At 74.1% G+C, this 24,272-nt stretch carries 18 protein-coding genes and 2 pseudogenes; 6 read left to right on the top strand and 14 right to left on the bottom strand.

From position 1 onward, the window contains the following. Positions 1-31 precede the first annotated feature (31 nt). Positions 32-3,379 (top strand): SAV_2336 N-terminal domain-related protein, encoded by a 3,348-nt coding sequence (locus ACFV9M_RS17660; RefSeq protein ID WP_385063942.1) that lies wholly within the window; start codon positions 32-34, stop codon positions 3,377-3,379. 203 nt (positions 3,380-3,582) lie between these two features. Here ACFV9M_RS17660 and ACFV9M_RS17655 read toward each other — a convergent pair whose 3' ends face one another. The 5 genes and pseudogenes from ACFV9M_RS17655 to ACFV9M_RS17635 all read right to left on the bottom strand — a co-directional run bounded on the left by ACFV9M_RS17655 (position 3,583) and on the right by ACFV9M_RS17635 (position 7,970). Next, positions 3,583-4,572, bottom strand: a complete 990-nt coding sequence (locus ACFV9M_RS17655; RefSeq protein WP_385063940.1) for a malate dehydrogenase — start codon at positions 4,570-4,572, stop codon at positions 3,583-3,585. Between the two features lie 633 nt (positions 4,573-5,205). Then, on the bottom strand, positions 5,206-5,646 hold the full coding sequence (locus tag ACFV9M_RS17650) for a DUF2690 domain-containing protein (protein ID WP_385063938.1): 441 nt from the start codon (positions 5,644-5,646) through the stop codon (positions 5,206-5,208). 262 nt (positions 5,647-5,908) lie between these two features. Beyond that, positions 5,909-6,076, bottom strand: a pseudogene (locus tag ACFV9M_RS17645) (helix-turn-helix domain-containing protein); the annotation flags it as partial. Positions 6,077-6,379: 303 nt separating this feature from the next. Beyond that, positions 6,380-6,856, bottom strand: a complete 477-nt coding sequence (locus ACFV9M_RS17640; RefSeq protein ID WP_385064164.1) for a DUF3017 domain-containing protein — start codon at positions 6,854-6,856, stop codon at positions 6,380-6,382. 259 nt (positions 6,857-7,115) lie between these two features. Next, positions 7,116-7,970 (bottom strand): bifunctional methylenetetrahydrofolate dehydrogenase/methenyltetrahydrofolate cyclohydrolase, encoded by an 855-nt coding sequence (locus tag ACFV9M_RS17635; protein WP_385063937.1) that lies wholly within the window; start codon positions 7,968-7,970, stop codon positions 7,116-7,118. 299 nt (positions 7,971-8,269) lie between these two features. Here ACFV9M_RS17635 and ACFV9M_RS17630 point away from each other — a divergent pair, with 299 nt between their 5' ends. Next, positions 8,270-8,926: an RDD family protein gene (locus ACFV9M_RS17630; RefSeq protein WP_385063936.1), complete on the top strand. Its 657-nt coding sequence runs from the start codon at positions 8,270-8,272 to the stop codon at positions 8,924-8,926. A 208-nt stretch (positions 8,927-9,134) separates the two neighbouring features. Here ACFV9M_RS17630 and purH read toward each other — a convergent pair whose 3' ends face one another. Both purH and purN read right to left on the bottom strand, forming a co-directional pair. Then, positions 9,135-10,718 carry a bifunctional phosphoribosylaminoimidazolecarboxamide formyltransferase/IMP cyclohydrolase gene (gene purH / locus ACFV9M_RS17625; RefSeq protein ID WP_385063934.1) on the bottom strand — a complete coding sequence of 528 codons (1,584 nt, stop codon included), beginning with the start codon at positions 10,716-10,718 and terminating at the stop codon, positions 9,135-9,137. Further along, the gene (purN, locus tag ACFV9M_RS17620) at positions 10,715-11,353 is read right to left on the bottom strand and encodes a phosphoribosylglycinamide formyltransferase (RefSeq protein ID WP_385063932.1); all 639 of its coding nucleotides are present in this window, start codon (positions 11,351-11,353) and stop codon (positions 10,715-10,717) included. The genes purH and purN overlap by 4 nt, the downstream gene beginning before the upstream one ends. Positions 11,354-11,620: 267 nt before the next feature. On the opposite strand from purN, the gene ACFV9M_RS17615 reads away from it, so the two are divergent. Beyond that, on the top strand, positions 11,621-12,424 hold the full coding sequence (locus tag ACFV9M_RS17615) for a hypothetical protein (RefSeq protein WP_385063931.1): 804 nt from the start codon (positions 11,621-11,623) through the stop codon (positions 12,422-12,424). A 96-nt stretch (positions 12,425-12,520) separates the two neighbouring features. Here ACFV9M_RS17615 and ACFV9M_RS17610 read toward each other — a convergent pair whose 3' ends face one another. Then, on the bottom strand, positions 12,521-14,443 hold the full coding sequence (locus ACFV9M_RS17610; RefSeq protein ID WP_385064162.1) for a DUF6350 family protein: 1,923 nt from the start codon (positions 14,441-14,443) through the stop codon (positions 12,521-12,523). 113 nt (positions 14,444-14,556) lie between these two features. Here ACFV9M_RS17610 and ACFV9M_RS17605 point away from each other — a divergent pair. Both ACFV9M_RS17605 and ACFV9M_RS17600 read left to right on the top strand, forming a co-directional pair. Next, a pseudogene (locus ACFV9M_RS17605) lies at positions 14,557-14,730 on the top strand (helix-turn-helix domain-containing protein); the annotation flags it as partial. Between the two features lie 219 nt (positions 14,731-14,949). Next, entirely contained in the window at positions 14,950-16,128 is a 1,179-nt protein-coding gene (locus tag ACFV9M_RS17600; RefSeq protein ID WP_385064160.1) for an RNA polymerase sigma factor, read from the top strand. Between the two features lie 81 nt (positions 16,129-16,209). Here the strand turns inward: ACFV9M_RS17600 and sucD are convergent, their stop codons facing one another. The 4 genes from sucD to ACFV9M_RS17580 form a co-directional block, all read right to left on the bottom strand. Further along, a complete protein-coding gene (gene sucD / locus ACFV9M_RS17595; RefSeq protein WP_385072433.1) occupies positions 16,210-17,094 on the bottom strand; it encodes a succinate--CoA ligase subunit alpha in 885 nt (294 codons plus the stop codon). 28 nt (positions 17,095-17,122) lie between these two features. Beyond that, on the bottom strand, positions 17,123-18,304 hold the full coding sequence (gene sucC / locus ACFV9M_RS17590) for an ADP-forming succinate--CoA ligase subunit beta (RefSeq protein ID WP_385072430.1): 1,182 nt from the start codon (positions 18,302-18,304) through the stop codon (positions 17,123-17,125). 601 nt (positions 18,305-18,905) lie between these two features. Then, entirely contained in the window at positions 18,906-19,259 is a 354-nt protein-coding gene (locus ACFV9M_RS17585) for a hypothetical protein (protein ID WP_385072427.1), read from the bottom strand. Positions 19,260-19,420: 161 nt separating this feature from the next. Further along, a complete protein-coding gene (locus tag ACFV9M_RS17580; RefSeq protein ID WP_385072424.1) occupies positions 19,421-19,693 on the bottom strand; it encodes a hypothetical protein in 273 nt (90 codons plus the stop codon). Between the two features lie 52 nt (positions 19,694-19,745). Between ACFV9M_RS17580 and ACFV9M_RS17575 the strand changes: the two genes are divergently transcribed. After that, entirely contained in the window at positions 19,746-19,883 is a 138-nt protein-coding gene (locus tag ACFV9M_RS17575) for a hypothetical protein (RefSeq protein WP_385072421.1), read from the top strand. 712 nt (positions 19,884-20,595) lie between these two features. On the opposite strand, the gene ACFV9M_RS17570 is transcribed toward ACFV9M_RS17575, so the two are convergent. Continuing rightward, positions 20,596-21,798, bottom strand: a complete 1,203-nt coding sequence (locus tag ACFV9M_RS17570) for a VWA domain-containing protein (protein ID WP_385072418.1) — start codon at positions 21,796-21,798, stop codon at positions 20,596-20,598. Further along, positions 21,795-24,254, bottom strand: a complete 2,460-nt coding sequence (locus ACFV9M_RS17565; protein ID WP_385072445.1) for a DUF5682 family protein — start codon at positions 24,252-24,254, stop codon at positions 21,795-21,797. The genes ACFV9M_RS17570 and ACFV9M_RS17565 overlap by 4 nt, the downstream gene beginning before the upstream one ends. Positions 24,255-24,272 lie beyond the last annotated feature (18 nt).

Here is a 24,272-nt window from a genome sequence, read left to right as displayed (position 1 = left end):
CGGGGTAACGGGGCACGGGGGGCCGGGGCACGTGGGGCCGGCACGCGGACGACCGGCCGGGGGCGGGGCGCGGCTCGCGGAGGCGCTGCGGGTGCTGCGGGCCTGCGGACACGACCTGGACGCCGACCAGGTGCTCGACGTGCTGTGGCTGGCCGGGCGGCTGCCCTCGGGAACCGCCGCCCCGCTCCATCGCACCGGGCCCGCCGAACACCCGCCGGCCCCGCCGCGGCCCGAGCCGGAGCCGGACGACGCCGGCCCGGCACACCCCGCGCCCCGGCCCGACGACCCCGACCTGCCCGACCTCACCGGCCGCTCCCTGTACGCGGCGGCCCGGCAGGCACCGGCGCCCCCGATGCCCGACATCCGGCTGCGGCACGCCCCCGACCCGGGCCGCGCGATGCCGGTACGGGTCCCCGAGGACAAGGCCCTCGCGGGCGAGCTCGCCGTGGGCCGGGCGCTGCGGCCGCTGCGCCGCCGCCGGGCCAGCCCGCACCGCCGGGAGATCGACGAGGAACGCACCGCCGTGGAACTCGCCGAGACCCGGCTGCCCGACGTGGTGCAACGGCCCGTGCAGGAACGCTGGCTGCACCTGGTGCTGCTCGTCGACGACGGCCTGTCGATGCTGCTGTGGCACCGCCTCGGCGCCGAACTGCGCACCCTGCTGGAGCGGCTGGGCGCCTTCGCGACCAGCCGCGTCCTCGGCCTGGACACCCGCGACGCGCCCGAACCCCGGCTGCACGCCCGCCCCTTCCGGCAGGACAGCACGCCCGTACCGCTGAGCACGGTCAGCGACCCGTCCGGGAACACGCTCGTCCTGGTCGTCAGCGACGGCATGGGAGCGGCCTGGCGCAGCGGCGCCCTGCACCGGCTGCTGTCCCAGTGGGCCTCGCGCGGTCCCACCGCCGTCCTGCACACCCTGCCGCCCGACCTGTGGGAGGGCTCCGGCATCCACGCCGAACGCTGGCAGGTCACGACCCGGCGCATCGGCGGCGCCAACACGTCCTGGGAGATCACCGACCCGGTCCTGCCACCGGACCTGGCCGCCTTCGACGGCGTACCGGTGCCGGTGCTGGAACCGACGGCCGCCTCCCTGCGCCCCTGGGCCCACCTCCTGGCCTCCCCCGGCGCCACGGTGTCCCTGCCCCTGGCGGCCCGACCCGGCCGCCCCGGCCCCGGGCCGGCCGACGCCCCGGGCGACGCCCAGCACTTCCGGGACGCGGCCACCCCGGAGGCGTACCGTCTCGCCGCCCACCTGGCCGCCGTGTCCCCGCTCACCGTGCCGGTCATGCGGCTGGTGCAGACGGCGGTCCCCTGGCGGGCACGCACCTCCCATCTCGCGGAGGTCTTCCTCGGCGGCCTGATGCGCCCGCACCCGGCGCCGGTGCCCGGCCCGCTCCCCGCCAAGCACCAGGTCTTCGACTTCTCCGACGCGTCGCGACTGGTCCTGCTCGACGCGGTCCCGCAGGCCGAACTGCTGCGCACCAGCCGGCGCATCGGCCGGCGCCTGGAGCAACTCGCCGGCCACTCGCCCGACTTCCCGGCCTGGCTCGCCCACCCGGACGGCCCGGCCCAGCTGTTCGGGACGCGCCGGCCGTTCACCAGCGTCGAACGCAGGCTCCTCACCCGCTTCGGGGTCTCCTTCGACCGGGAGACGCAAGGCCTGGATACCGGCCACGGCCACGGACCCGGACCCGCGGACGGCTGGGGCCCGCTCACCGACACCGACCCCCGGCGGCTCGGCCCCTACCGGCTGCGCCGCCGCCGGCGCCTGCGCCGTCTCACGGAGTACGACGGTGTCGACGACCGGGGCTCCACCGCCCTGGTGCGGACCCCGCGCCCCGACCTGCCCGCCGGCCACGCCCGGATGATCGAGGTCGAGGCGGAGGCCCTGCGGCGGCTGGGCGGGCAGTACGCTCCCGCCCTGCTCGCCACCGGCGTCGAGGACGACCCGCCGTGGCTGGCGGCGGCCCCGATCGACGACGGCTCCCGGCAGGTCGCCGCGCCCCGCCTCGCGGAGATCTTCAACGCCGCCCACGCGGAGGGCACCGCCCCCTTCGACAAGATCACCGCGCTGGTCGTCGGCTGGCACCTCGCCGGCGCCCTCGCCCTGTGCCATCTGCACGGGCTCGTGCCCGCCGACCTCAACGCCGAGAACATCTTCGTGCTGCGCCGCTCGGTGGTCCTCGGCGACCTGTCCGACTGCGCCGTGGACGGCGTGTACGCCGGGACGGGCCCGCTGCCGACGCCCGAGGACAACGTGCGCGCGCTGGGCGAGCTGCTCCAGCTCGTCAGCAGCAAGGCGGGCTGGGAACTGCCGGGCCGCCCCGAGGGCATGCACCTGTGGCAGGGCGACACCTGGCGGCGGCTGCGGCGCCTCGTCCTGCGCTGCCTCGACCCGGACCCGGCCGCCCGCCCCGGCGCGGGCGACGTGGCCGACGTCCTGGCCCGCTACATCGCCCAGTCCCGTGTCGAACGCACCGTCCCGCCGGCGTCCTCGGTCACCGCCCGCCCCACGGAACGCGTCCCGCTCGCCCTACCGGCGTCCCCCGCGCCGCCCGACGGCCGGGTCCTGCCGCTGCCCCGGTTCGGCGGCGCCCGCCGCGAGGCGGAGGCCCGCCTGGCCCGGCTGCGCGCGCCCCTCGGCCACGGCAGGCGGGTCACCCTGGTCGGCGCCTACCACTACGGCGGCCGGGCCACGACGACGATGGTCCTCGGCACGCTCCTGGCCTCCGTGCGCGGCGAGCCCGTTCTCGCCCTCGACGGAGCGGCCCACGAAGGCGGGCTCAACCGCTTCCTCACGCGCCGCAACCCGGCCACCGTCCGCGATCTCGCCGGCCTCCCGGCCGACCCCTCCTACGCGGAGGTCCGCGCCCTCACCACCCGTCTGCCCTCCGGTCTGGAGGTCGCCGCCCACCCGCCGGGCCACTCCAACCCGAACCTGGTCCACACCCAGGCCTACGAGCATGTGCTGGCCCGCACCGAGCCCTACTACTCGTTCGTCCTCACCGACTGGGCCCCGCAACGGCTCGACGCGTCCGCCGACACCGTCCTGGACCTGACCGACCGGCTGATCCTGTGCTGCGGCACCGCCGACTGGTTCCTCGCCGCCGCCCGGCACGTGCTCCGGCGGCTGCGGGACGCCCGGCGCTGGCGCCTCGCCGACGAGGCGATCGTCGTCGTCAGCGAGGTCGAGGGCCCCTCGGCCCGCCGCGACCCGCTCGCCCTCGCCGGCCACCTCGGCGTCAGCGTCAACCAGGTGGTCCCCGTCCCCTTCGACAAGGCGCTCACCGCCCCGCGGTTCAGGGACGTGAGCCGGCTGCGGGGGACGACGGTGAAGGCTTTCCTCGACCTGGCGGAGAAGGTGGTGCAGGGGCCGTAGGGCGGGGCGGGGCGCCGGCGGGGCGCGGAGCACGGGGTCGGGCGGGGGCGCCGTCGGGGCCCGGAGCACGGGGGCCGGGGGGCGGGGACGCCGTAGGGACCCGGGGCCGGACGCACCGGTCCCCGGGTGGCGCGGCGCCACCCGGGGACCAGGTCGGTTCGGTGCGCGCGAGCCGGTCCGGTTCGCGCGGGCGGATCAGCGGCTCAGATGAGGCCGAGCGCGCGGACCGCCTCGCGCTCCTCCGCCAGCTCCTGCACGGAGGCGTCGATCCGGGCGCGGGAGAACTCGTTGACGTCCAGGCCCTGGACGATCTCGTACGTGCCGTTCTTGGTGGTGACCGGGAAGGAGGAGATCAGGCCCTCCGGGACGCCGTAGGAGCCGTCGGACGGGATGCCCATGGAGGTCCAGTCGCCCTCGGCGGTGCCGTTGACCCAGGTGTGCACGTGGTCGATGGCGGCGTTGGCGGCGGAGGCGGCGGAGGACGCGCCACGGGCCTCGATGATCGCGGCACCGCGCTTGGCGACGGTCGGGATGAAGTCCTCGGCGAGCCACTTCTCGTCGTTGACGACCTCGGCGGCGTTCTTGCCGGCGACGGTGGCGTGGAAGATGTCCGGGTACTGGGTGGCGGAGTGGTTGCCCCAGATGGTCAGGCGCTTGATGTCGGCGACCGTCGAGCCCGTCTTCTTCGCGAGCTGGGTCAGCGCGCGGTTGTGGTCGAGGCGGGTCATCGCGGTGAAGCGCTCGGCCGGTACGTCCGGCGCGGCGGCCTGGGCGATGAGGGCGTTGGTGTTGGCCGGGTTGCCGACGACGAGGACCTTGATGTCGTCCGCGGCGTGGTCGTTGATGGCCTTGCCCTGCGGCTTGAAGATGCCGCCGTTGGCCTCCAGGAGGTCACCGCGCTCCATGCCCTTGGTGCGGGGGCGGGCACCCACGAGGAGGGCGACGTTGGCGCCGTCGAAGGCGACGTTCGGGTCGTCGCTGATGTCGATGCCCTGGAGCAGCGGGAACGCGCAGTCGTCCAGCTCCATGGCCGTGCCCTCGGCGGCCTTCAGCGCCGGGGTGATCTCGAGCAGGCGCAGCCTGACCGGCACGTCCGCGCCGAGCAGCTGGCCGGAGGCGATGCGGAAGAGCAGGGCGTAACCGATCTGGCCGGCCGCGCCGGTGACGGTGACGTTCACGGGAGTGCGGGTCATGGCGTTCTCCGTATGACAGCTGGCGGTGGGGCGTCCCTGCCCCGGACGTTTGATCGATCTCTTGGCGTCAAGAGATCCATCCAGCGGTCAGGCTATCGCGCATCCGGGATTCCGGACGTCCGGGGTGGAGTGTGGTCCGTCCCACAACCGCTCCCGCACACCCCCCGCCACCGGCCAGGACGCCGCGCACGGCCTGCCGACGGCACGGGACGGAGGGGACAGAGCGGGGTGCGGTCCGGGGCGCGGTCAGGGGCGCGGAGCGGCGGCCGCCGGTCCGGGAGAGGAGGACGGGCGACCGCCGGGTGGGGGTGCCGGATGTGCCGGACTCCCGTGGGGGTACGTTCCGCGTGCCCGAGCTGGGCTCCGATATTCCTCCGAGCGCCGGTTTTCTCGCTCGCCGGACCCTTCCCACCCGATCGGCCCAACGACCGGTTGCCTGGACGCCGGGCGATCTCCGGTTGCCGGCCACCGACCGCCGGCCGCCGGCCGCCGGGGACAGCCGCGCTTCCGGCTTCCGCTTCCGGCTCCCGGCTCCCGCTTCCGGCTCCCGGCTTCCGCTCCCGGCTCCCGGCTCCCGCTTCCGGCTCCCGGCTTCCAGCTCCCGGCTCCCGGCTCCCGGCTCCCGGCTCCCGGCTACTGCGTGCACCCCTCCAGCCCCGACGCCAGCACCGCGCAGGCCCGTGCCTGGCCCGGCTCCTCCACCGCCACCATCGGCGTGTACGCGATGGTGTCGCCTGCGGTGGTGATGTCGCCGGTCTGCCGGACCGACCCGGCCGTCACCCGCACCCGGTCCCCCAGCCCCGCCCGGGTGATCCTCGCCCAGGCGGCCCCGCACGTCCTGCTGTAGCGGACCTCGACGAGGGTCGTGCCGACGGTCACGCTCGTCGCCGTGGTCACGAGGGGGCCGCTGCACCCCATCAGCTCCGCGTCCTTGCCGGTGCAGCCGGCGCCGCCGCACAGGACGCCGGGCGGCAGGGAAGGGCTGGGGGACGCGGACGGGGCGGACGGCGCGGACGGCGCGGCCGCGGTCCGCTCCTTGCGGGGGGGTGCCCCCGTCGGTGAGGAAGAAGGCACCCACCACGGCGATCACCACCCCGACGACACCGGCGAGGAACAGCGCCGGCCGCCGCGCGTGACGGCTCGGCGGCGGACCGGCGTCCCCGGGCGTCGGCGCCGTCACCGTCCGGGCACGGGAGAGGCGTACGGCCTGCGCCCCCATGTCGTGGCGGAGCTCGGCGCGGCTCCAGGCGCGTTCGGCCAGTTCCCACAGGGTGACCAGCGGGGCGGGGTCGGTGCCGGTGATCTCGGCGAGGGCGACGACAGCGCCCTTGGGGGCGAGCAGCCGGCCACCGAGGTACCGCTCCCAGGAGGCCCTGCCGTAGTGCGTGCGGTCGGCGAGCTGACCGAGGGTCAGGCCGTCGCGGTCCACGATCTGCCGCAGGTGCCCGACGAACTCCTTGACCTGCGGGTCGAGTGCGTCCGGCAGGTCCTTCCAGCGAGGCATCGATCCCCCCTTCCTGCGCCGTGTCCCCTGTCGGTCACGTTAGCGCCCGGCCGGACGCCCGGGCTGCCCCGAACACTCCGGCTTCCTGCCCGGACGTGACGGACGACTACGACGTCCGGTGGGTGGCCGGTTCCCGGGGCGGCCGGGCTGTGGCGGGGTGCGGACACGGTGGCGGAACGGTCACCGCTGTGCCACAGCGGGCCGTCGGCCGTTGAAGGGGCCGCGGGCGGTACGGGAGCGTGGGACGCGTCGGCGGCCCGTCCTGACTCGGGGGAGGGGACGGGCCGCCGTACCGGCGTGCGGTCAGCTGTCGACCGTGAAGTGCAGGGTGTCCTTGAGGAACGGGATCTGGAGCCACGGGTTCGGCTGGGCCATCATCGCCAGCAGGACGATCGCCGCGCCCAGGACGCCGTACGTCGCGATGTCGGTGAACCGGGAGCGGACGGCGAGCATGCCGACACCGGGCAGCAGCCAGCGCAGCGCCGCACCGGCGAGCAGGGCGACGCCGATCAGGATCGTGCCGATCCGGAACAGGTCGAGCGCCGTCAGCAGCAGGCCGAGCGCGACCATGCCCAGGACGGTGAGTATCGGCCACTGCCGGGCGGGCGCCGGGGCGTCGCCGGGCGCGGCCCGGCCGCCGCCCTCGGGGCGCGCGGTGTCCCGGGTGAACAGCGGGAAGCGGCGCGTGGCACGGCGCGGCACACCGTCGACATCGGGCGCGCTGACGGGGTCGCGGACCTCGATGTCGTCGATGTTCTCGATGCCGTCGATGCCGTCGATGCCCTCGATGTCCTCGATGTCCTTGCTGCTTTTCTCGACGTCCTCGACGTCCTCGACGTCCCCGACGTCCCCGACGTCCCCGACGTCTTTCGCGTCCTGGACGCCCTTCGCGTCGTCGATGCGCCGCGTCTCGTCGATGCGCTGCGCGTCGGCGGTGCTCTTGGCGTCGGCGGTGCTCTTGGCGTCGTCGACGCCGTCGGTGGCGGCGACGTTGCGGGTGTTCCGGACGTCCTCGGGTGCGCCGGAGATCTCCCGGGGCTCAGCCGACACTGCGCTCCGCCGCCTCGACCACGTTGACGAGCAGTTGCGCGCGGGTCATCGGGCCGACGCCGCCCGGGTTCGGGGAGATCCAGCCGGCGACCTCGCGGACGCCCGGGTGGACGTCGCCGACGATCTTGCCCTCGGCGTTGCGGGAGACGCCGACGTCGAGGACGGCCGCACCCGGCTTGATGTCCTCGGCGCGGATCAGGTGGGCCGAACCGGCGGCGGCGATGACGATGTCGGCGCGCTTCAGGTGGGCGGGGAGGTCCCGGGTGCCGGTGTGGCACTGGGTCACCGTGGCGTTCTCGCTGCGCCGGGTCAGCAGCAGCGGCATCGAACGGCCGATGGTCACCCCACGGCCGACGACGACGACCTCGGCGCCCTTGATCTCGACGCCGTGGCGGCGCAGCAGCGTCAGTACGCCGTTGGGCGTGCAGGGCAGCGGCGCGGGCTCGTTGAGCACGAGCCGGCCGAGGTTCATCGGGTGGAGGCCGTCGGCGTCCTTGGCCGGGTCCATCAGCTCCAGCACGCGGTTCTCGTCGATGCCCTTCGGCAGCGGCAGCTGGACGATGTAACCGGTGCAGGCGGGGTCCTCGTTGAGCTCCCGTACGACCGCCTCGATCTCCTCCTGCGTGGCCGTGGCGGGCAGCTCGCGCTGGATGGAGGCGATGCCCACCTGGGCGCAGTCGCGATGCTTGCCGGCGACGTACTTCTGGCTGCCGGGGTCGTCCCCGACGAGGATCGTGCCGAGGCCGGGCGTCACGCCCTTCTCCCTCAGCGCCGCCACACGGGCGGTCAGATCCGACTTGATCTCGGCTGCGGTGGCCTTGCCATCGAGAATCTGGGCGGTCATGACCCCATCCTCCCGGATGACGGCCTCCCGGTTCCAATCCGGGGCACCCCGACGCGAAGGGTGCCCGCAGGTGGCCCGGGGCGGACCGCCCCGCACCCGGCCCGATGATCGTTCCGGTGGTGAGCTGCCAGGTTGCACTTGCACAAAGCCTGGAGAAAGCGACTGGACAGGAGCTCGTCTCTCTTAGAACGATGAGTCCCGCAGTATGCGGTCAGTGTTGGGGGGCGTACCGCTCGTTCATCGATGTTCCTCCGCGCGCCCCGCCTCGTCCCCCAGTCGTGCAACGGAGGAAAACCGTCATGAGCTTCGGCCCGCCCAGCGACCCCTACGGTCAGCCGCAGAACCCCAAGGAGGGGCAGCCCGGCTACGGCCAGCCCGGATACGGGCAGCAGGCGCCGCAGGGCGTCCCCCAGCAGGGTTACGGCTACCCCCAGCAGCAGCCGGGATACCCCCAGCAGCCGGGATATCCGCAGCAGCCCGGCTATCCCCAGCAGCCGGGATACCCGCAGCAGCCCGGATACCCGCAGCAGGACCTCGGCTACCCGCAGCAGGCCGGCTACGGCATGCAGCCGCCGTACGCGAACTGGGGCCAGCGCTTCCTGGGCACCCTGGTCGACGCTCTGGTCTTCGCGATCCCCTACGCCCTCATCATCTTCGGCCAGGACACCCCGGCGCTGGCGGCCATAGGCGGCGTCGCCTTCATCGCCGTCGCGATCTGGCAGCTGATCCAGGAGGGCCGCACCGGTCAGACGGTCGGCAAGAAGGCGCTGGGCATCCGTCTGGTGCGGGAGATCGACGGACAGCCGCTCGGCGTCGGCATGGCGTTCGTCCGCCGGCTGGCCCACTTCCTGGACAGCCTGCCCTGCTACCTGGGCTGGCTGTGGCCGGCGTGGGACGCCAAGAAGCAGACGTTCGCCGACAAGGTGTGCAGCTCGATCGTGATCCGCTCCCACTGAGCGGCACGGAACGGACGACGCGGCCCCGGCCCTCCCTGAGGAGAGCCGGGGCCGCTTCGCGCGTCCGACTGCCTTCCGGCGGCTGCCTGCTGGTGGCTACCTGCTGGTGGCCGGTGGTCGGTGGCTGACACCTCCCGCACCTGCGGCCGACACCTGCGGCCGACAGCGCGAACGGCCCGCCGGTCGTCGACCGGCGGGCCACCTAGGCTCAGTGGAAGAAGTGCCGCGTCCCGGTGAAGTACATCGTGACGCCCGCCTTCCGCGCGGCCTCGACGACCAGCTCGTCACGGACCGAACCGCCCGGCTGGACCACGGCCTTGACGCCGGCCTCGATGAGGATCTCCAGCCCGTCGGGGAAGGGGAAGAACGCGTCCGAGGCGGCGTACGAGCCCTGCGCGCGCTCGGCGCCGGCCCGCTCGACGGCCAGCTTCGCGGAGTCGACCCGGTTGACCTGCCCCATGCCGACGCCGACGGAGGCGCCGTCCTTGGCGAGCAGGATCGCGTTGGACTTCACGGCCCGGCAGGCCTTCCAGGCGAAGGCCAGCTCCCGCAGTTCCTCGGCGGAGAGCGCCTCGCCCGCGGCCAGGGTCCAGTTCGCCGGGTCGTCGCCGTCGGCCTGGAGCCGGTCCGTCACCTGGAGCAGCGCACCGCCGTCGACGGCCTTGACCTCGACGGGGTTCGCGGGCGCGCCCGGAGCCTTCAGCACCCGGATGTTCTTCTTCTTGGCGAGGGCCTCCAGCGCGCCGTCCTCGTAGTCGGGCGCCACGATGACCTCGGTGAAGATCTCCGCGACCTGCTCGGCCATCGCCTTGCTGACCGGCCGGTTCACGGCGATCACGCCGCCGTACGCGGACAGCGGGTCGCAGGCGTGCGCCTTGCGGTGCGCCTCGGCGACGTCCGCGCCGATCGCGATGCCGCAGGGGTTGGCGTGCTTGATGATCGCGACGGCCGGCTCGTCGTAGTCGTACGCGGCACGGCGCGCGGCGTCCGTGTCCGTGTAGTTGTTGTACGACATCTCCTTGCCGTGCAGCTGCTCGGCCTCGGCGAGACCGCCGCCCGTGCCGTCGACGTAGAGGGCGGCGGGCTGGTGCGGGTTCTCGCCGTAGCGGAGGGTGTTCTTGCGCTCCCAGGTGGCGCCGAGGAAGTCGGGGAAGCGCGACTCGTCGACGGGCGCGTAGGAGGAGGCGAACCAGGAGGCGACCGCCACGTCGTAGGCGGCCGTGTGCTGGAAGGCCTCGGCGGCGAGCCGCTTGCGGGTGGTGAGGTCGAAGCCGCCGGCCTTCACCGCGGCGAGGACGTCGGCGTAGCGCTCGGGGCTGGTCACGACGGCGACGGAGGGGTGGTTCTTGGCGGCTGCGCGCACCATGGACGGCCCGCCGATGTCGATCTGCTCGACGCACTCGTCGGGCGAGGCACCCGAGGCGACGGTCTCGCGGAACGGGTAGAGGTTGACGACGACCAGGTCGAACGGTGCGACGCCCAGCTCGGCGAGCTGCCGCTGGTGGTCCTCCAGCCGCAGGTCGGCGAGGATGCCCGCGTGGACCTTGGGGTGCAGGGTCTTGACGCGGCCGTCCAGGCACTCGGGGAAGCCGGTGAGCTCCTCGACCTTGGTGACGGGGACGCCGGCCGCGGCGATCCGGGCGGCGGTGGAGCCGGTGGAGACGAGCTCGACGCCGGCCTCGTGCAGCCCGCGCGCGAGCTCCTCCAGCCCGGTCTTGTCGTAGACGCTGACGAGCGCGCGACGGATGGCCCGCTGGGTGCTCTCGGCCGTGACAGTGCTGTCGGCGGTCACTGGATAACTACCTTTCGTCCCTCAATGCGATAGCCGTTGCGGGCGAGCCGCCCCACGACCTCGACGAGCAGCCTTCGCTCGACTTCCTTGATGCGCTCGTGCAGCGCGCTCTCGTCGTCCTCGTCCCGGATCTCGACCACGCCCTGGGCGATGATCGGGCCGGTGTCGACGCCGTCGTCGACGAAGTGGACGGTGCAGCCGGTGACCCGGGCGCCGTACGCGAGGGCGTCACGGACGCCGTGGGCACCGGGAAAACTGGGGAGGAGGGCGGGGTGGGTGTTGACGAACCGCCCGCCGAACCGCGCCAGGAACTCCTTGCCCACGATCTTCATGAAACCGGCGGACACGACCAGGTCGGGCTCGTGGGCGGCGACCGCCTCGGCGAGCGCGGCGTCCCACTCCGCGCGGGTGCCGTAGTCCTTGACCTTCCGCACGAAGGTCGGGATCCCGGCCCGCTCGGCCCGCGCGAGCCCCTCGATGCCCTCGCGGTCGGCGCCCACGGCGACGATCTCGGCGCCGTACGACTCGACACCGGTGGCGGCGATCTCGTCGAGCAGCGCCTGGAGGTTCGTACCGGATCCGGAGACGAGCACGACAAGGCGCTTGGCCGGCTCGGCCACGGGCTTGGCGGCCACGGCGGGGCCCTTTCTCGGGGGTGCGTTTGTACGGTCGTACAAGTGCTTCGCGCCCCGGGATACGGGGAAGTCTACGAAGCGGCCGACCGTCAGCAACGATACCGGCACACCGGACGGCCCCCACGGGACGGGGGCGTGGCCGGAAGGTAGCGTCTGAGGCGAGCGGACTCGGGAACGCGGTCGTTGCGCGGAGCGTTCCCGAAGTGACCGCCAGCACCAGACAGCCGTAATCACCGATGTGATCACCTAGGGGAAGACGCTCATTTGATGCCGGACCGCAGTCTGCGACTCCTCACGCTCCCCCCGCAGTCACCGCAGGGAGGGGAGCGCGGCGCCGTGCTGCTGCGGGAGCGCCCAGCGTCCCCGCCTGACGCGCCCTCGGGCCGCGAGAGCGGCGACGAGCCGGGCGGCACCCCTCCGCCGCGGGACGACAACCCCTTCGCCCCGCCTCCGGAGGGCACCCCGGACCGGCCGTGGCAGCCCCGCCACCCCGCTCCGGGGCCCCCGCCCGGCGACGGCGGCGGCCAGGGCACCGGCGGCGGGGGCGGTCCGTGGGGCAGCCAGTGGAGCGACCGCCAGCCCGGCCGCTCCCCCGACGGCTTCGGCCAGCGCCCCGGCGGCCCCGAGGGCGACCCCGGCGGCCCGAACCCGACCCCGCGGTGGGACCCGACCGACCCCGCCCAGCGCCGCGCGCGGTACGCACTGCTGTCCGGCATGTGGGGCTTCTTCTTCGCCCTCTTCGGCTGGCCCTACGTCGCCCTGCTGCTCGGCGGCCTGGCCCTGCACTGGGGTATCGGCGCCCTCCGCACCAAGCCCCGCACCCCCGACCCGACCGCCCCGAGCACCCCGCACGCCCCCGCGCCCTCCGGTCGCCCCCAGACCACCGCCGCCGTCACCGGCCTGGTCACGGCCTCGCTGGCCCTCCTCCTGGTCGCGGCGGTCTTCACGACCCAGCTCATGTACCGGGACTACTACACGTGCGTGAACGACGCGCTGACGAACGAGGCGAAGCAGTCGTGCAGTGATCTGCTGCCGCGGGAACTGCGGGGGGTTCTGGGGGTGAGCGAGTAGGGCGGGCGGCTTCGGTCGGCTGAGTGGGCGGCTGAGTGGGCGGCTGAGCGGGCGGCTGAGTGGGGGCGGGTCCGGGGGCGGGTCCGGGGGCGCCTTTCAGTGGGGCGTCATGTCCGTCGTACTGTCGGTCGTCCTGTCCGTCGTCCCGTGCGGCGCTCTGTGCGATGCCTTGGCCGCCGCCGTGTCCGGCGTCATGCGTGGCCTCATGTCCGGCGTCATGTCCGGCGTCATGCGTGACGCCTTGGCCGCTGGACTGCTCGCTGGTTCGCCCGCCGGCCTGCCCGCCGGCTTGTCCGCCGGCTTGTCCGACGGCTCCGATCGGCTCTCCGGGAGCGGTGGGTCTTCCGGTTTCGATCGCGGCTCCGGCGCTGGCGCCGGCTCCGCCACTTGCGCCGGCTCGGGCGCCGGCGCCGGCTCCGATCGGGGCTCGGGTGTCGGGGCGGGGGCCGGGTCTGGGGTCGGGTGCGGGCTCGGGGCCGGGGCCGGGGGCTCCTCCCCTGCTGCCGCCTCCCGCAGGGCCGCCCACCGCAGTTCCCTCGCCTCGTCGCCGTACCAGCCCGCCCCGGTGCTCTCCGCGTCGTACGGCTCGCATCCGAAGTCGTCGTCCTCCCGCCGGGCGTCGTACGCCGCGTCCCACTCCCCGGGTACGGGGACGGCCCCCGCCGACACGGGCACGCGCGCGGGCGCCGGAACCGTCACCGGTGCGGGCACCTGTGCCACCCCGCCCCCCTGCGCCGCCCCGCCCCCCTGAACCGCTCCGGGGCTCGGGCGCAGCCAGGCCCGTGCCACCAGCACCACCGGCATCCCGACCGCCACGATCCACCCGAGCACCGCGGCCCCCACCTGCCACCCCACCGGCCCGAACCGGGCCATCCCCGCCACACCGAGCGGTCCGCCCGCCATCCCGCCGAGCACCCCGGACATCGCCCCGCCCACCAGCCCCGCCAGCAGGACCACTCCTACGGCCCACCGCCACGACCGTTCCGCGGCCGCCCGCCCGACGAAGACGCCCACCGTGCCGCCGGCCAGGACCGGCACCACCCCGGCCGCCCAGTTCCACGGCCCTCCGGCCCCCGCCTCCGGCACCGCCGCGAGCAGCGGGAACGGCGGCAGCAGGGGCGCCGGATCCGACATCAGCGGCCCCACCACATGCCCGGTCCCGAGGACGAATCCGGGTCCCACCGCATACGCCGCCCCCCACATCGCCGCGTTGGGCACCAGCGCCAGACACAGCAACAGCACCGCGAACCGCCCCGACCACCCCTCCGTCAGCTGGAGAAACGCCCCGCGCGCCGCCCCGAGGTGCCACATCGAGGAGACCGCCACCAGGAAGGCGCCGCCGCCCCCGAGCACCGCCATCCCCGCTCCGGCCGCCCGCAGCGCCACCCCCGCCCACTCCCGCCCCTGCGCCGCGAGCACCAGACGCCCCACCCGCCGCGGCATCACCAGCAGCACACCGCCGGCCGGGCCCCGCGGACGCCCGTACGCCGTCCACACCCCCACCCCGGCCGCCCCCACCACGACGGCCGGCAGACACACCGCCGTCCACCCCCACGCCGGCCGCAGCACACCCCCGTTCGCGTACACCGCCGCGCCCGCCCCCACCGCGAGGTACCCGACCACGACTCCGAGCCATGCGGTCCGCCCGCCCACCAGCGGCGCTTCCTCCCCCTCACCCCCGTACACCGCGTCCCGCGCGGCCCGGTGCACCAGCCACACCGGCAGGGCGAGCAGCAGCAACGGCGTGACACCGACCGGCGCCGGCACCCCGGACAGCGTCTCGGCGCGCACCAGTTCCGCCCCGTGGGCCAGCAGCCACAGCGCGGCGGCGACGTGCAGCGCGCCGCCGGGACCGCTGTCGGGATAGGGCGAACTGATCCACAGCACCATGACGAGGACGGCGAACGAACCGAGCCCCAGCCCGGCCGCCAGCACCCCGCCCAGGAGGCTGGCGCCCAGTCCGGGCGAGCGGTCGCGCACCCGGGTGAGCAGCGGCGACAACGAGCGGCGAGCGGTCATCTGGATCACGTCGTCATGCTGCCAACGACACGCGCCTTTCCGTCGCAACAGGCAAACTTCCGCTGTGTCGCTCAATATACGTTTATGTACTTTTTCGTACGAAGGGGCGACCGGTGACACACGACTCCGACACCCCGCTCCCCCCACCCGAGGGACGCCGACGCCTGTGCGAGGAGCGCGCGCTGACACAGGCTCAGGTCGCCGCACGGCTGGGCGTCAGCCGTGATCTGGTGCGCAGGTGGGAGACCGGTCGCTCGACTCCACGGGGCCGGGCGCGGGAAACGTACGCGCAGTTGCTGTCCGAGCCGGTACACCCCTCGGACGACGCGGAAGTGACGGCCCGTCCGGAAGCGCGGCCCCGGGGGAACACGACCACCGCCACGGCTTCCGCACCGCCGCCCCCCGCCAGCACGGAGGGCGCGGAGTCCGCGGCGGCGGAAGGGAAGCAGCCCACGGCGACGGAGGGTGCGGAGCCCTCCGCCGTGCGAGGTACGGAGTCCGCCCCCGTGGAAGGTGCGGAGCCGGGTGCGGCACCCACCCCGGAGGCCGGTGCGGCACCCACCCCGGAGGCCGGTGCGGCACCCACCGAGCAGCCCCCGCCAGGGCTCGGCGCGGCAGACACCCCAAGTGGCGGGGGCACGGCAGACACCCCAAGTGGCGGGGGCACGGCAGCCACCCCAAGTGCCTGGGGTACGGCAGACACCCCAAGTGCCGGGAGCGCGGCACCCACCCCAGGTGCCGGGGGCGCGGCAGCCACCCGGCGAACCCGCACGGCGGCCGCCCCGCGAACCCGCACGGCGGCCGCCCCGCGGGCCGGAGCGGCTGCCGCCCGGGGGGTCGGTGCGGCAGCCGGGCGGGCCTCACCGCCGAGCAGCCCCCGCTCCTCGTTCCTGACGCCCGCTCAGGCGTTCGACGCCCTCTACGCGTTCTGCGCCCCGGCCCTGGTACGCCAGACCTACCTGCTCACCGGCCGCCGCGAACTCGCGCGCGAGTCCGTCGAGCGGGCCTTCCAACTCGCCTGGCAGCGCTGGCCCGAGGTGGCCGTCGACCCCGACCCGGCGAGCTGGGTGCGGGCGGCGGCGTACGAGTACGCGCTCTCGCCCTGGCACCAGTTCCGCCCCAGGTTCCGCCACCCCGAACCCCCGCCGGCCGCCGCTGCCGACCGCGCGCTGATGGACGTGCTGCTGACCCTCCCGCCGCACCACCGCCGCACCCTGCTGCTGTACGACGGCGTCGGCCTGGACCTGCCGGAGACGGCTGCCGAGACGGAGGCGAGCACGCCCGCGGCGGCCAACCGCCTGCTGCACGCCCGCGCGGTGATCGCCTCCCGCCTGCCCTCCCTGGCGGACCCCGCCGCACTGCACCGGCGCCTGGCGGAGATGGCCGCCGCGGAGCGCCTCCGCGCGGCCAAGCCGACCGCCGTACGCAGGGGCAGCGAGCACCGCGCCCGCCAGTGGACCCGCGCGGCCATCGCCTTCACGGTCGCCCTCATCGGCGCGACCTGTCTGACCCTCTACACGGCTCCCACCCGGTACGAGCCGCCGGTCCCCCCGGGCGAAACGGTTCAGGGCGTCCCGCCGAAGCCGGCTCCCGGCCCCCTGTCGGACGCGAAGCTCTCCCTGCGGGCGAAGCTGCGCTCGGAGTCGGCCCACGGCCCGGAACGGCTCGTCCCCGAGACCAGGTGAACGCCCCGCCCCACGGGCAGACGAACGCCGGTGGGCCCGCCCCTGTGCAGGGACGGGCCCACCGGCGTCAGGCGGGAGAACTCAGCCGGCCAGGATCTCGCGGGCCAGCTTCGCCGTCTCGGTGGGCGTCTTGCCGACCTTGACGCCCGCGGCCTCGAGGGCCTCCTTCTTCGCCTGGGCGGTGCCGGACGAACCGGACACGATGGCACCGGCGTGGCCCATCGTCTTGCCCTCGGGGGCGGTGAAGCCCGCGACGTAGCCGACGACCGGCTTGGTCACGTTCTTCGCGATGAAGTCCGCGGCCCGCTCCTCGGCGTCGCCACCGATCTCGCCGATCATGACGATCAGGTCGGTGTCGGGGTCGGCCTCGAACGCGGCGAGCGCGTCGATGTGCGTGGTGCCGATGATCGGGTCGCCACCGATGCCGACGGCCGTCGAGAAGCCGATGTCACGGAGCTCGTACATCATCTGGTACGTCAGCGTGCCGGACTTCGACACCAGGCCGATGCGGCCCGGCTTGGTGATGTCGCCGGGGATGATGCCGACGTTCGAGCCGCCCGGGGTGATGATGCCGGGGCAGTTCGGGCCGATGATCCGGGTCTTGTTGCCCTTCTTGCCGGCGTACGCCCAGAAGGAGGCCGTGTCGTGCACGGCGATGCCCTCGGTGATCACGACGGCCAGCGGGATCTCGGCGTCGATGGCCTCGACGACCGCGTCCTTGGTGAACTTCTCCGGCACGAAGATGACGGAGACGTTGGCGCCGGTCTTCTCGATGGCCTCCTTGACGGTGCCGAAGACGGGTACCTCGGTGCCGTCGAAGTCCACGGACTGACCCGCCTTGCGCGGGTTCACGCCGCCCACGACGTTGGTGCCGTCGCCGAGCATGAGCTTGGTGTGCTTCAAGCCGGTGGCGCCGGTCATGCCCTGGACGATGACCTTGCTGTCCTTGTTGAGCCAGATAGCCATGGTGTGTTGGTGTCCTCGTCCTGAGTGCTTACTTGGCGGCGTGGGCCAGCTCGGCGGCCTTGTCGGCCGCGCCGTCCATGGTGTCGACGCGCTGGACCAGCGGATGGTTGGCGTCGGTGAGGATCTGCCGGCCGAGCTCGGCGTTGTTGCCGTCGAGGCGGACGACGAGCGGCTTGGTGACTTCCTCGCCGCGGTCCTCCAGGAGCTTCAGAGCCTGGACGATGCCGTTGGCGACCTCGTCACAGGCGGTGATGCCACCGAAGACGTTGACGAAGACGGAGCGCACGTCCGGGTCGCCGAGGATGATCTCGAGACCGTTCGCCATGACCTGGGCGGAGGCACCGCCACCGATGTCCAGGAAGTTGGCGGGCTTGACGTTGCCGTGCTGCTCACCGGCGTACGCGACGACGTCCAGGGTCGACATGACCAGGCCCGCGCCGTTGCCGATGATGCCGACCTCGCCGTCGAGCTTGACGTAGTTGAGGCCCTTCTCCTTGGCAGCGGCCTCGAGCGGGTTGGCCGCGGCCTTGTCGTGGAGCTCCTCGAACTCGGGGTGGCGGAACTCGGCGTTGTCGTCGAGCGACACCTTGCCGTCGAGGGCGATGACGTCACCGGAGGCGACCTTCGCGAGCGGGTTCACCTCGACGAGGAGGGCGTCCGACTTGATGAAGGTGTCCCACAGCTTGACGAGGACGTTCGCGACCTTGTCGGCGACCTCGGCCGGGAACTTGGCGGCCGCGACGATCTCGCGGGCCTTGGCCTCGTCCACGCCGTCGATGGCGTCGATCGGGGTCTTGGCGACCGCCTCGGGGCGGGTGGCCGCCACCTCCTCGATCTCCATGCCGCCCTCGACGGAGGCGATGGAGAGGAAGGTGCGGTTGGCACGGTCGAGGAGGAAGGAGACGTAGTACTCCTCGACGATCTCCGGAGCGGTCTCGGCGATCATCACCTTGTGGACCGTGTGGCCCTTGATGTCCATGCCGAGGATGTCCGTCGCGCGGGCGACGGCCTCGTCCGGGGTGGCGGCCAGCTTGACGCCACCGGCCTTGCCGCGACCACCGACCTTCACCTGGGCCTTGACGACGGACTTGCCGCCCAGCCGCTCGGTGATCTCGCGCGCCGCCTCAGGCGTGTCGATGACTTCACCGGCCAGCACCGGTACATCGTGCTTGGCGAAGAGGTCCCTCGCCTGGTACTCGAACAGGTCCACGCGCTTCCGTCCCTATCAGTGATCTCGCGGTTCGTTGGATGCGTGGGCGTGCCGCGAAGGGCAACGTGACGACCGCATGTGTCACAAGGGAAGCGCACACGGTGTCCGAGCGCGCGGCATGTCCGTCTCGCAGGTTATCGCTGCTTCCGGGGGCCCTCTAAATCGCGGGTCACACCTGAGCGGTGATACCTGTCACATGATGCCTGGATCACTGGCACGCCGTGCCGCAGGTGAGGGGCCTCACCGGGCTGGGGTTCGCCCGGTGAGGCCCCTGATGCAGCCCCGTAGGGGGCTGGGGCGGGTCGTCATCACCCCAATGAGGACGTCCCGCCCGGTCCGCCGGGCCTACGGCCGGACACGGCCGACGGCTTTCGGCCGTCCGAGTCCTTGTGCCCTGCGGAAGCGGACTTCGCGCATTCGTTGGTTGCGCGGGGTGGGGGTGGGAGGTGAGGGACTGGGGAGTGGGGGGAGGCGTGGGGGATGGGGAGGGTGCGGTGGGGAGGTGGTGTCCCTGGGCTGAACGGGTGGTGTGGTGTGTGGTGCTGAACGGGTGGTGTGGTGTGTGGTGGGGAGTGGGTGACAGGTCAGGAGATGGGACGGCTCAGACGCTGTGGGCGGCTGAGGGCTCGCCCGCTTCGACCGCCCACGGGTAGGCCGTGAACACGACGGCCTCGGCCCACCCGTGGGAGAAGCCACCCCTGCCGGTGAGGTCGCCCGCGGACGCGACAACGGACCGGAACGCCTTCGCCTTGGCCGCGGCGAGGGCGGCCCGCGCCGCCCTGGCGCCGAGGACGGCCTGCGCTCCACGGACGCCGGAGGCCCTGTTGATGCTGGAGGTGCTGTTGATGCTGGAGGTGCTGTTGATGCTGGAGGTGCTGTTGATGCTGGTGGTGCTGTTGGTGCTGTTGGTGCTGCCGGTGACCGTGGCGGCGGAACGACGGATGTTGTTGTCCATGCGTACGTCAGATCCTTAGATCTTTGGGTTCCGAGGCTTCGGAAGGCTGGGGACATCCCGGCACCGGAGCGGGCAGCGGAAGCGCTGGAGAAGGGCTCCGGGCGGGCGGGCAGACCTGTATCCGCCCCCGCGCGGCAGGTCTACGGGTGGGGAGGTCCGCCCTAGCCGGGGAAGACGGGGATGTCCCGGTACCTGTCCCGGGTCTCGGCCGCGCCGGCACGCACGGCGCTGCCGGGCACCAGCCGCAGCGGCACCCGGTCGGAGAGGGTCACGGCGTGCGCGTCGCCGTGCCGCGCCGAGCCGCTGTCGACGACCGGCGCGTTGCCCAGCGCACCGTCGGGGTGACCGGCGGGCGCCCGGTGTGCGGGAAGGTGGCCGGCGCGCGCCGACACCGCACCGGCGTGCGCGTCCCGGTGCACGCATACGTGCGCCATCGCACCCGCCCCGACCCCGCCCACGGCGCTCGCCGGACCGTACGGCGCCAGGGTGACACCCGAAACCGTGTCCGGCGTCGACGCCACGGGCGTCGCCGACGTGCCGCCCGGCTGCTCCACCGAGTCCGTCGGCGTCGACGGCAGCGCCGGCGACGACGGGCCGTCCGGCACGGTCGGGAGGGACGGCTGAGACGGCTCGGACGGCTGAGAGGGCTGGGAGGGCAGCGAGGGAAGCGACGGCGCCGAAGGCAGCGTCGGAAGGCCCGGCAGCTCCGGCAGGTCCGGGAGAGCGGGAAGGCTCGGAAGAGTGGGAAGGCTCGGAAGAGCGGGAAGGTCCGGCAGGCCTGGCAGGCCCGGCAGGAGGGGCGAGGACGACAAGGGCGGCACATCCACCCGGACCTCGGCCGGCTCCGCCGTCACCGTCGCCACGACCTCACCGGCCGACCGTACGACCCCGCCACCGACGGAAGTCACCGCCGCGGCCCCCGACGTCCCCGGCACCGATACCGGCACGGACACCGGCACCGTCACGTTCGCGGACTCGGGCACGGACCCGGGCGCAGCCACGGACGCGGTCACGGGTATCGCCAGGGATGACGCCGTCGATGCCGACGCCCCGTCAGCCGCCTGCGCGTGCCCCCCGAAGAGGACCCCGAGCACGAACAGCCCGCCCGCCAGCAGCGCGCCCCGCAGGGCGACCCTCAGCGCACGCCGACCGGCCGCCGCGCGAGGAACGCGCAGAACGGCAGCGGAGAACGCGGCAGGCCAGGCCAAGGAAAGGATCCTCCCGTGCGACGAACGAGGTGAGGGGAGGCGCTGATCCTTGCACGGGGGTGCCGAGGTTACGCAAGCCCCCCGTTACCGATGGGCAGGCATGTCCCTTTTCTCACCCGCGCGCTTCTTCACACTCCTCTACTCCCCGTCCGGTACTCCCCGTCCGGCACGGGCAACGGGCGCTTCTCGATCGCCGCGGCCATCACCTCCGGGAAGAGATCGGGCGTGCAGGCGAACGCCGGTGCGCCGAGCGCCGCGAGCGCGGCCGCGTGCTCCCGGTCGTAGGCGGGCGCCCCTTCGTCCGACAGCGCGAGCAGCGCGACGAACTGCACGCCCGACGCCTTCATCGCCGCGACCCGCTTCAGCATCTCGTTGCGTATGCCTCCTTCATAGAGATCGCTGATCAGCACGACCACCGTCTCCGCGGGCCGGGTGATCTGCGACTGGCAGTAGGCCAGTGCCCGGTTGATGTCGGTGCCGCCGCCGAGCTGGGTGCCGAACAGGACGTCCACCGGGTCGTCGAGCTGGTCCGTGAGGTCGACGACCGCCGTGTCGAAGACGACGAGCCGGGTGCTGATCGACCGCATGGAGGCCAGCACCGCACCGAACACGGAGGCGTGGACGACCGAAGCGGCCATCGACCCCGACTGGTCGATGCAGAGGATCACCTCCTTCTTCACGGACCGGGAAGCCCGCCCGTATCCGACGAGCCGCTCGGGCACGACCGTGCGGTGCTCGGGGAGGTAGTGCTTGAGGTTGGCGGCGATGGTGCGGTTCCAGTCGATGTCCTGGTGGCGGGGGCGGGAGACACGCGCGCTGCGGTCGAGGGCGCCGGTGAGCGTGGCCCTGGTCCGCGTGGCGAGCCGCTCCTCCAGGTCGTCCACGACCCTGCGCACGACGGCCCGCGCCGTCTCCTTCGTCGTCTCCGGCATCGCCTTGTTGAGGGAGAGCAGCGTGCCGACGAGGTGCACGTCGGCCTCGACCGCCTCCAGCATCTCCGGCTCCAGCAGCAGCGTGGCCAGCCCGAGCCGGTCGATGGCGTCCCGCTGCATGACCTGGACGACGGAGGAGGGGAAGTACGTTCGGATGTCGCCGAGCCAGCGCGCCACGGACGGCGCCGACGCACCGAGCCCCGCCGACCGGTCCCGGCCCGTCCGCGCCTCGTCCCGTCTCCCGTAGAGCGCGGCGAGCGTCCCGTCCATGGCGGCGTCCCGCCCGGACAGCGCGCACCCGGTGCCGTCCGCCTCCTCGCCCCCGAGCACGAGCCGCCAGCGCCGCAGCCGCTCCTGCCGGGACTCCGTCTCTCCCGGATCGGTCCTCTCGGTCGTCATCCGCCCGCCCTCACCCCGTCGTTGTCGTAGTGGTCCTGCGGCCGCCCCTCCGCGTTCAGCCCCAGCAGCAGCCGCACCACGGGCAGCACGGCGTCCGCGCGCCCCGCGTCGAGTCCGGCCGCGAAACCGGGTCTCCCGTCACCCGCGCCCACCCCGCTCCGGTGCCGGCCGGGACCGCGCCGCGCCAGCTCCCCGAGCGTTCTGCGCACCCCCGTCTCGTACGCCGAGAACGTCCGCCGCAGCAGCGGCAGCACATCCGTGAACGCCTCCGCCGGCACCCCCGTCAGCCATCCGTCGACCAGGCTCAGCAGCCGCTCGTCGTGCACGAGGAGCAGCCCGCCGCCGGAGCCGCCGCCGACGAACCCCTCGATCCAGGCGGCCGCCTCCCCCGGTGGCGTCCCCGACGACAGGGCCAGCCCCATGAGCCGCGCCGCCTCGTCCCCGTCCACCTCCCCCTCGTCCAGCAGCAACCGCACGGCCCGTCCCCGGACGACGCCCGCCACCGCGTCCCGCCCGGACAGCCCCCGCAGCACGGTCCGCCAGCGGCCCCGCAGGTCTCCCGGGCCGGGGCCGCGGTGCGCCGGGGTGCCGGCCGGCCGCTCCCCTCCCGGGCCGAGCGCCTCCTCCAGCAGCCCCACCGCCCCGTGCACCGCGTCCACGTGTCCCCGCATCTCCTCGGCCGCCTCGGCGTCCAGCGCGGCGCAGGCCGGGGGCAGACCGACGAAGACCCGCTCGGCGAGGCCCGCGGCGACGTCGGCGAGCGCGCCGGTGTCGGTGCCGCGCACGTCGCCGTAGCGCAGGGAGCGGACGAGGGCGGGCAGCGCTCGGGCGAGGTGGCCGACGTCCGTGTCGAGCGCCGCCCGGTCGGCGAGGACCCGCATCACCGCAGGCAGTGCCTGCGGCAGGCCCGCCAGGAGACAGCGCTCGGCGAGCGCGGTCACCTCGGCGAGGGTGCGCGCGCCCACGGCGTCCGCCTCCGCCCTGGCGGTCGCGGCGGCGAGCACGGTCGTCCCCCACACCCCGGCCTCGGCCACCCGCACGGACAGCTCCGGCTCCCAGCGCAGCCGCCACGTCTCCCGGAAGGTGCCCGTGCTGCCCCGCGAGGCCACCGGCTCCCCCCAAGGGACGTGCAGCAGCCGCAGCCGGTGCAGGAGTCCGCTGCGCTCGGCGTCGTTCTCCTTGCGCAGGTCGAGCTCCACCTCCCGCTCCAGCGCCTCCGGTCTGAGCCGCAGCCTGCGCTGCAACCGGTCGAGGTCGCGTTGCAACGGCACCGCGGGCGCGGAGCGCGGCACCTCGCCCAGCGCGTCCCCGACGACGAGCCGGTCGTGCACGAGCGCCAGCGGCACCTCCGACCCCTCGCTCAGCACCGCCCGCACCGCGTCCGTCGTCTCGCCGAGGCCGGGCAGTGGTCTGCCGCGCAGCACGGCGAGCGTCTCGGCCAGCCGTACCGCCTCGATGACGTGCGCCGAGGACACGATCCGGTCCTCCTCGCGCAGCAGGCCCGCCACCTTGGTCAGCCATCGCTCGACCGGCCGGTCCGGCGCGGCGAACAGATGCCCGTACCAGCCCGGTGACTCGATCCCGGCGCCATATCCCCCGGCCCGCGCCAGTCTGCGGTTCGTCCACGGCACCCACGTCAGGTCGGCCTTGACCCTGGGCAGCCCCTTGAGCAGCGCCCGGTCGGCGCCGACGCCGGTCCTGCGCCGCAGCGCGGGCACGTGCCAGGCCCCGCAGACCACGGCCACGTCCCCGTCGCCGCACTCCCGCTGTGCCGCCCGCACCTGGAGCCGCATGTACGCCTCCCTTACGGCGTCCCGGCCGTTCCCCGTGTCGCCGTACGTCTCCCGCAGGGCTCCCATCGCCTCCTCCAGTACGGCGAACGGTGCGAACGGGTCCCGCTCCCGGGCGCGCCGGTGCTCGACGACGTCCTCCCACCAGCGCTCGGGGTCGTCGTAGCCGGCGGCGTCGGCGAGCACGGCGAGGGGGTCGACACGGATCCCGTCCACGCCCGAGGGGCTCCCCTCACCCTCCTGGGCCCCCTCGCCCCCCTCCCCGCCGTGCGCGCTCCCCGCTTCCCCCGCCTCCCCGTCGTCCCCCGCGTCCCTCTCGTCCCCGTCGCCTCCTCTGTCTCCGTCCCCTCCGTCGTCCCAGGCCAGCGTGTGCGTGGCCGGCAGGTCGATGAAGCGGGCCGGGACCCCCTCCTCCAGGGCCCACCGGATCGCCACCCACTCCGGCGAGAACTCGGCCATCGGCCAGAACGCCGACCGTCCGGGCTCGTCCACGGCGTGGGCGAGGAGCGCCACCGGCGGCCGCATGTCCTCGTCGGCCGCCAGCGGGATCAGCGCGTCGGCCTCCGGTGGCCCCTCGATCAGGACGATCCGGGGCCGCGCCGCCTCCAACGCCGCCCGGACGGCGCGGGCCGACCCCGGCCCGTGATGCCGCACCCCGAGCAACAGGGCCTCCCCCGCACCGGC

The sequence above is a fragment of the Streptomyces sp. NPDC059895 genome, from assembly GCF_042731035.1.
In the GTDB taxonomy this organism is placed as follows: Bacteria; Actinomycetota; Actinomycetes; order Streptomycetales; family Streptomycetaceae; genus Streptomyces.
The sequence above is the reverse complement of the archived record's forward strand: the minus strand, read 5'-3'. Positions and strand labels throughout refer to the sequence as shown.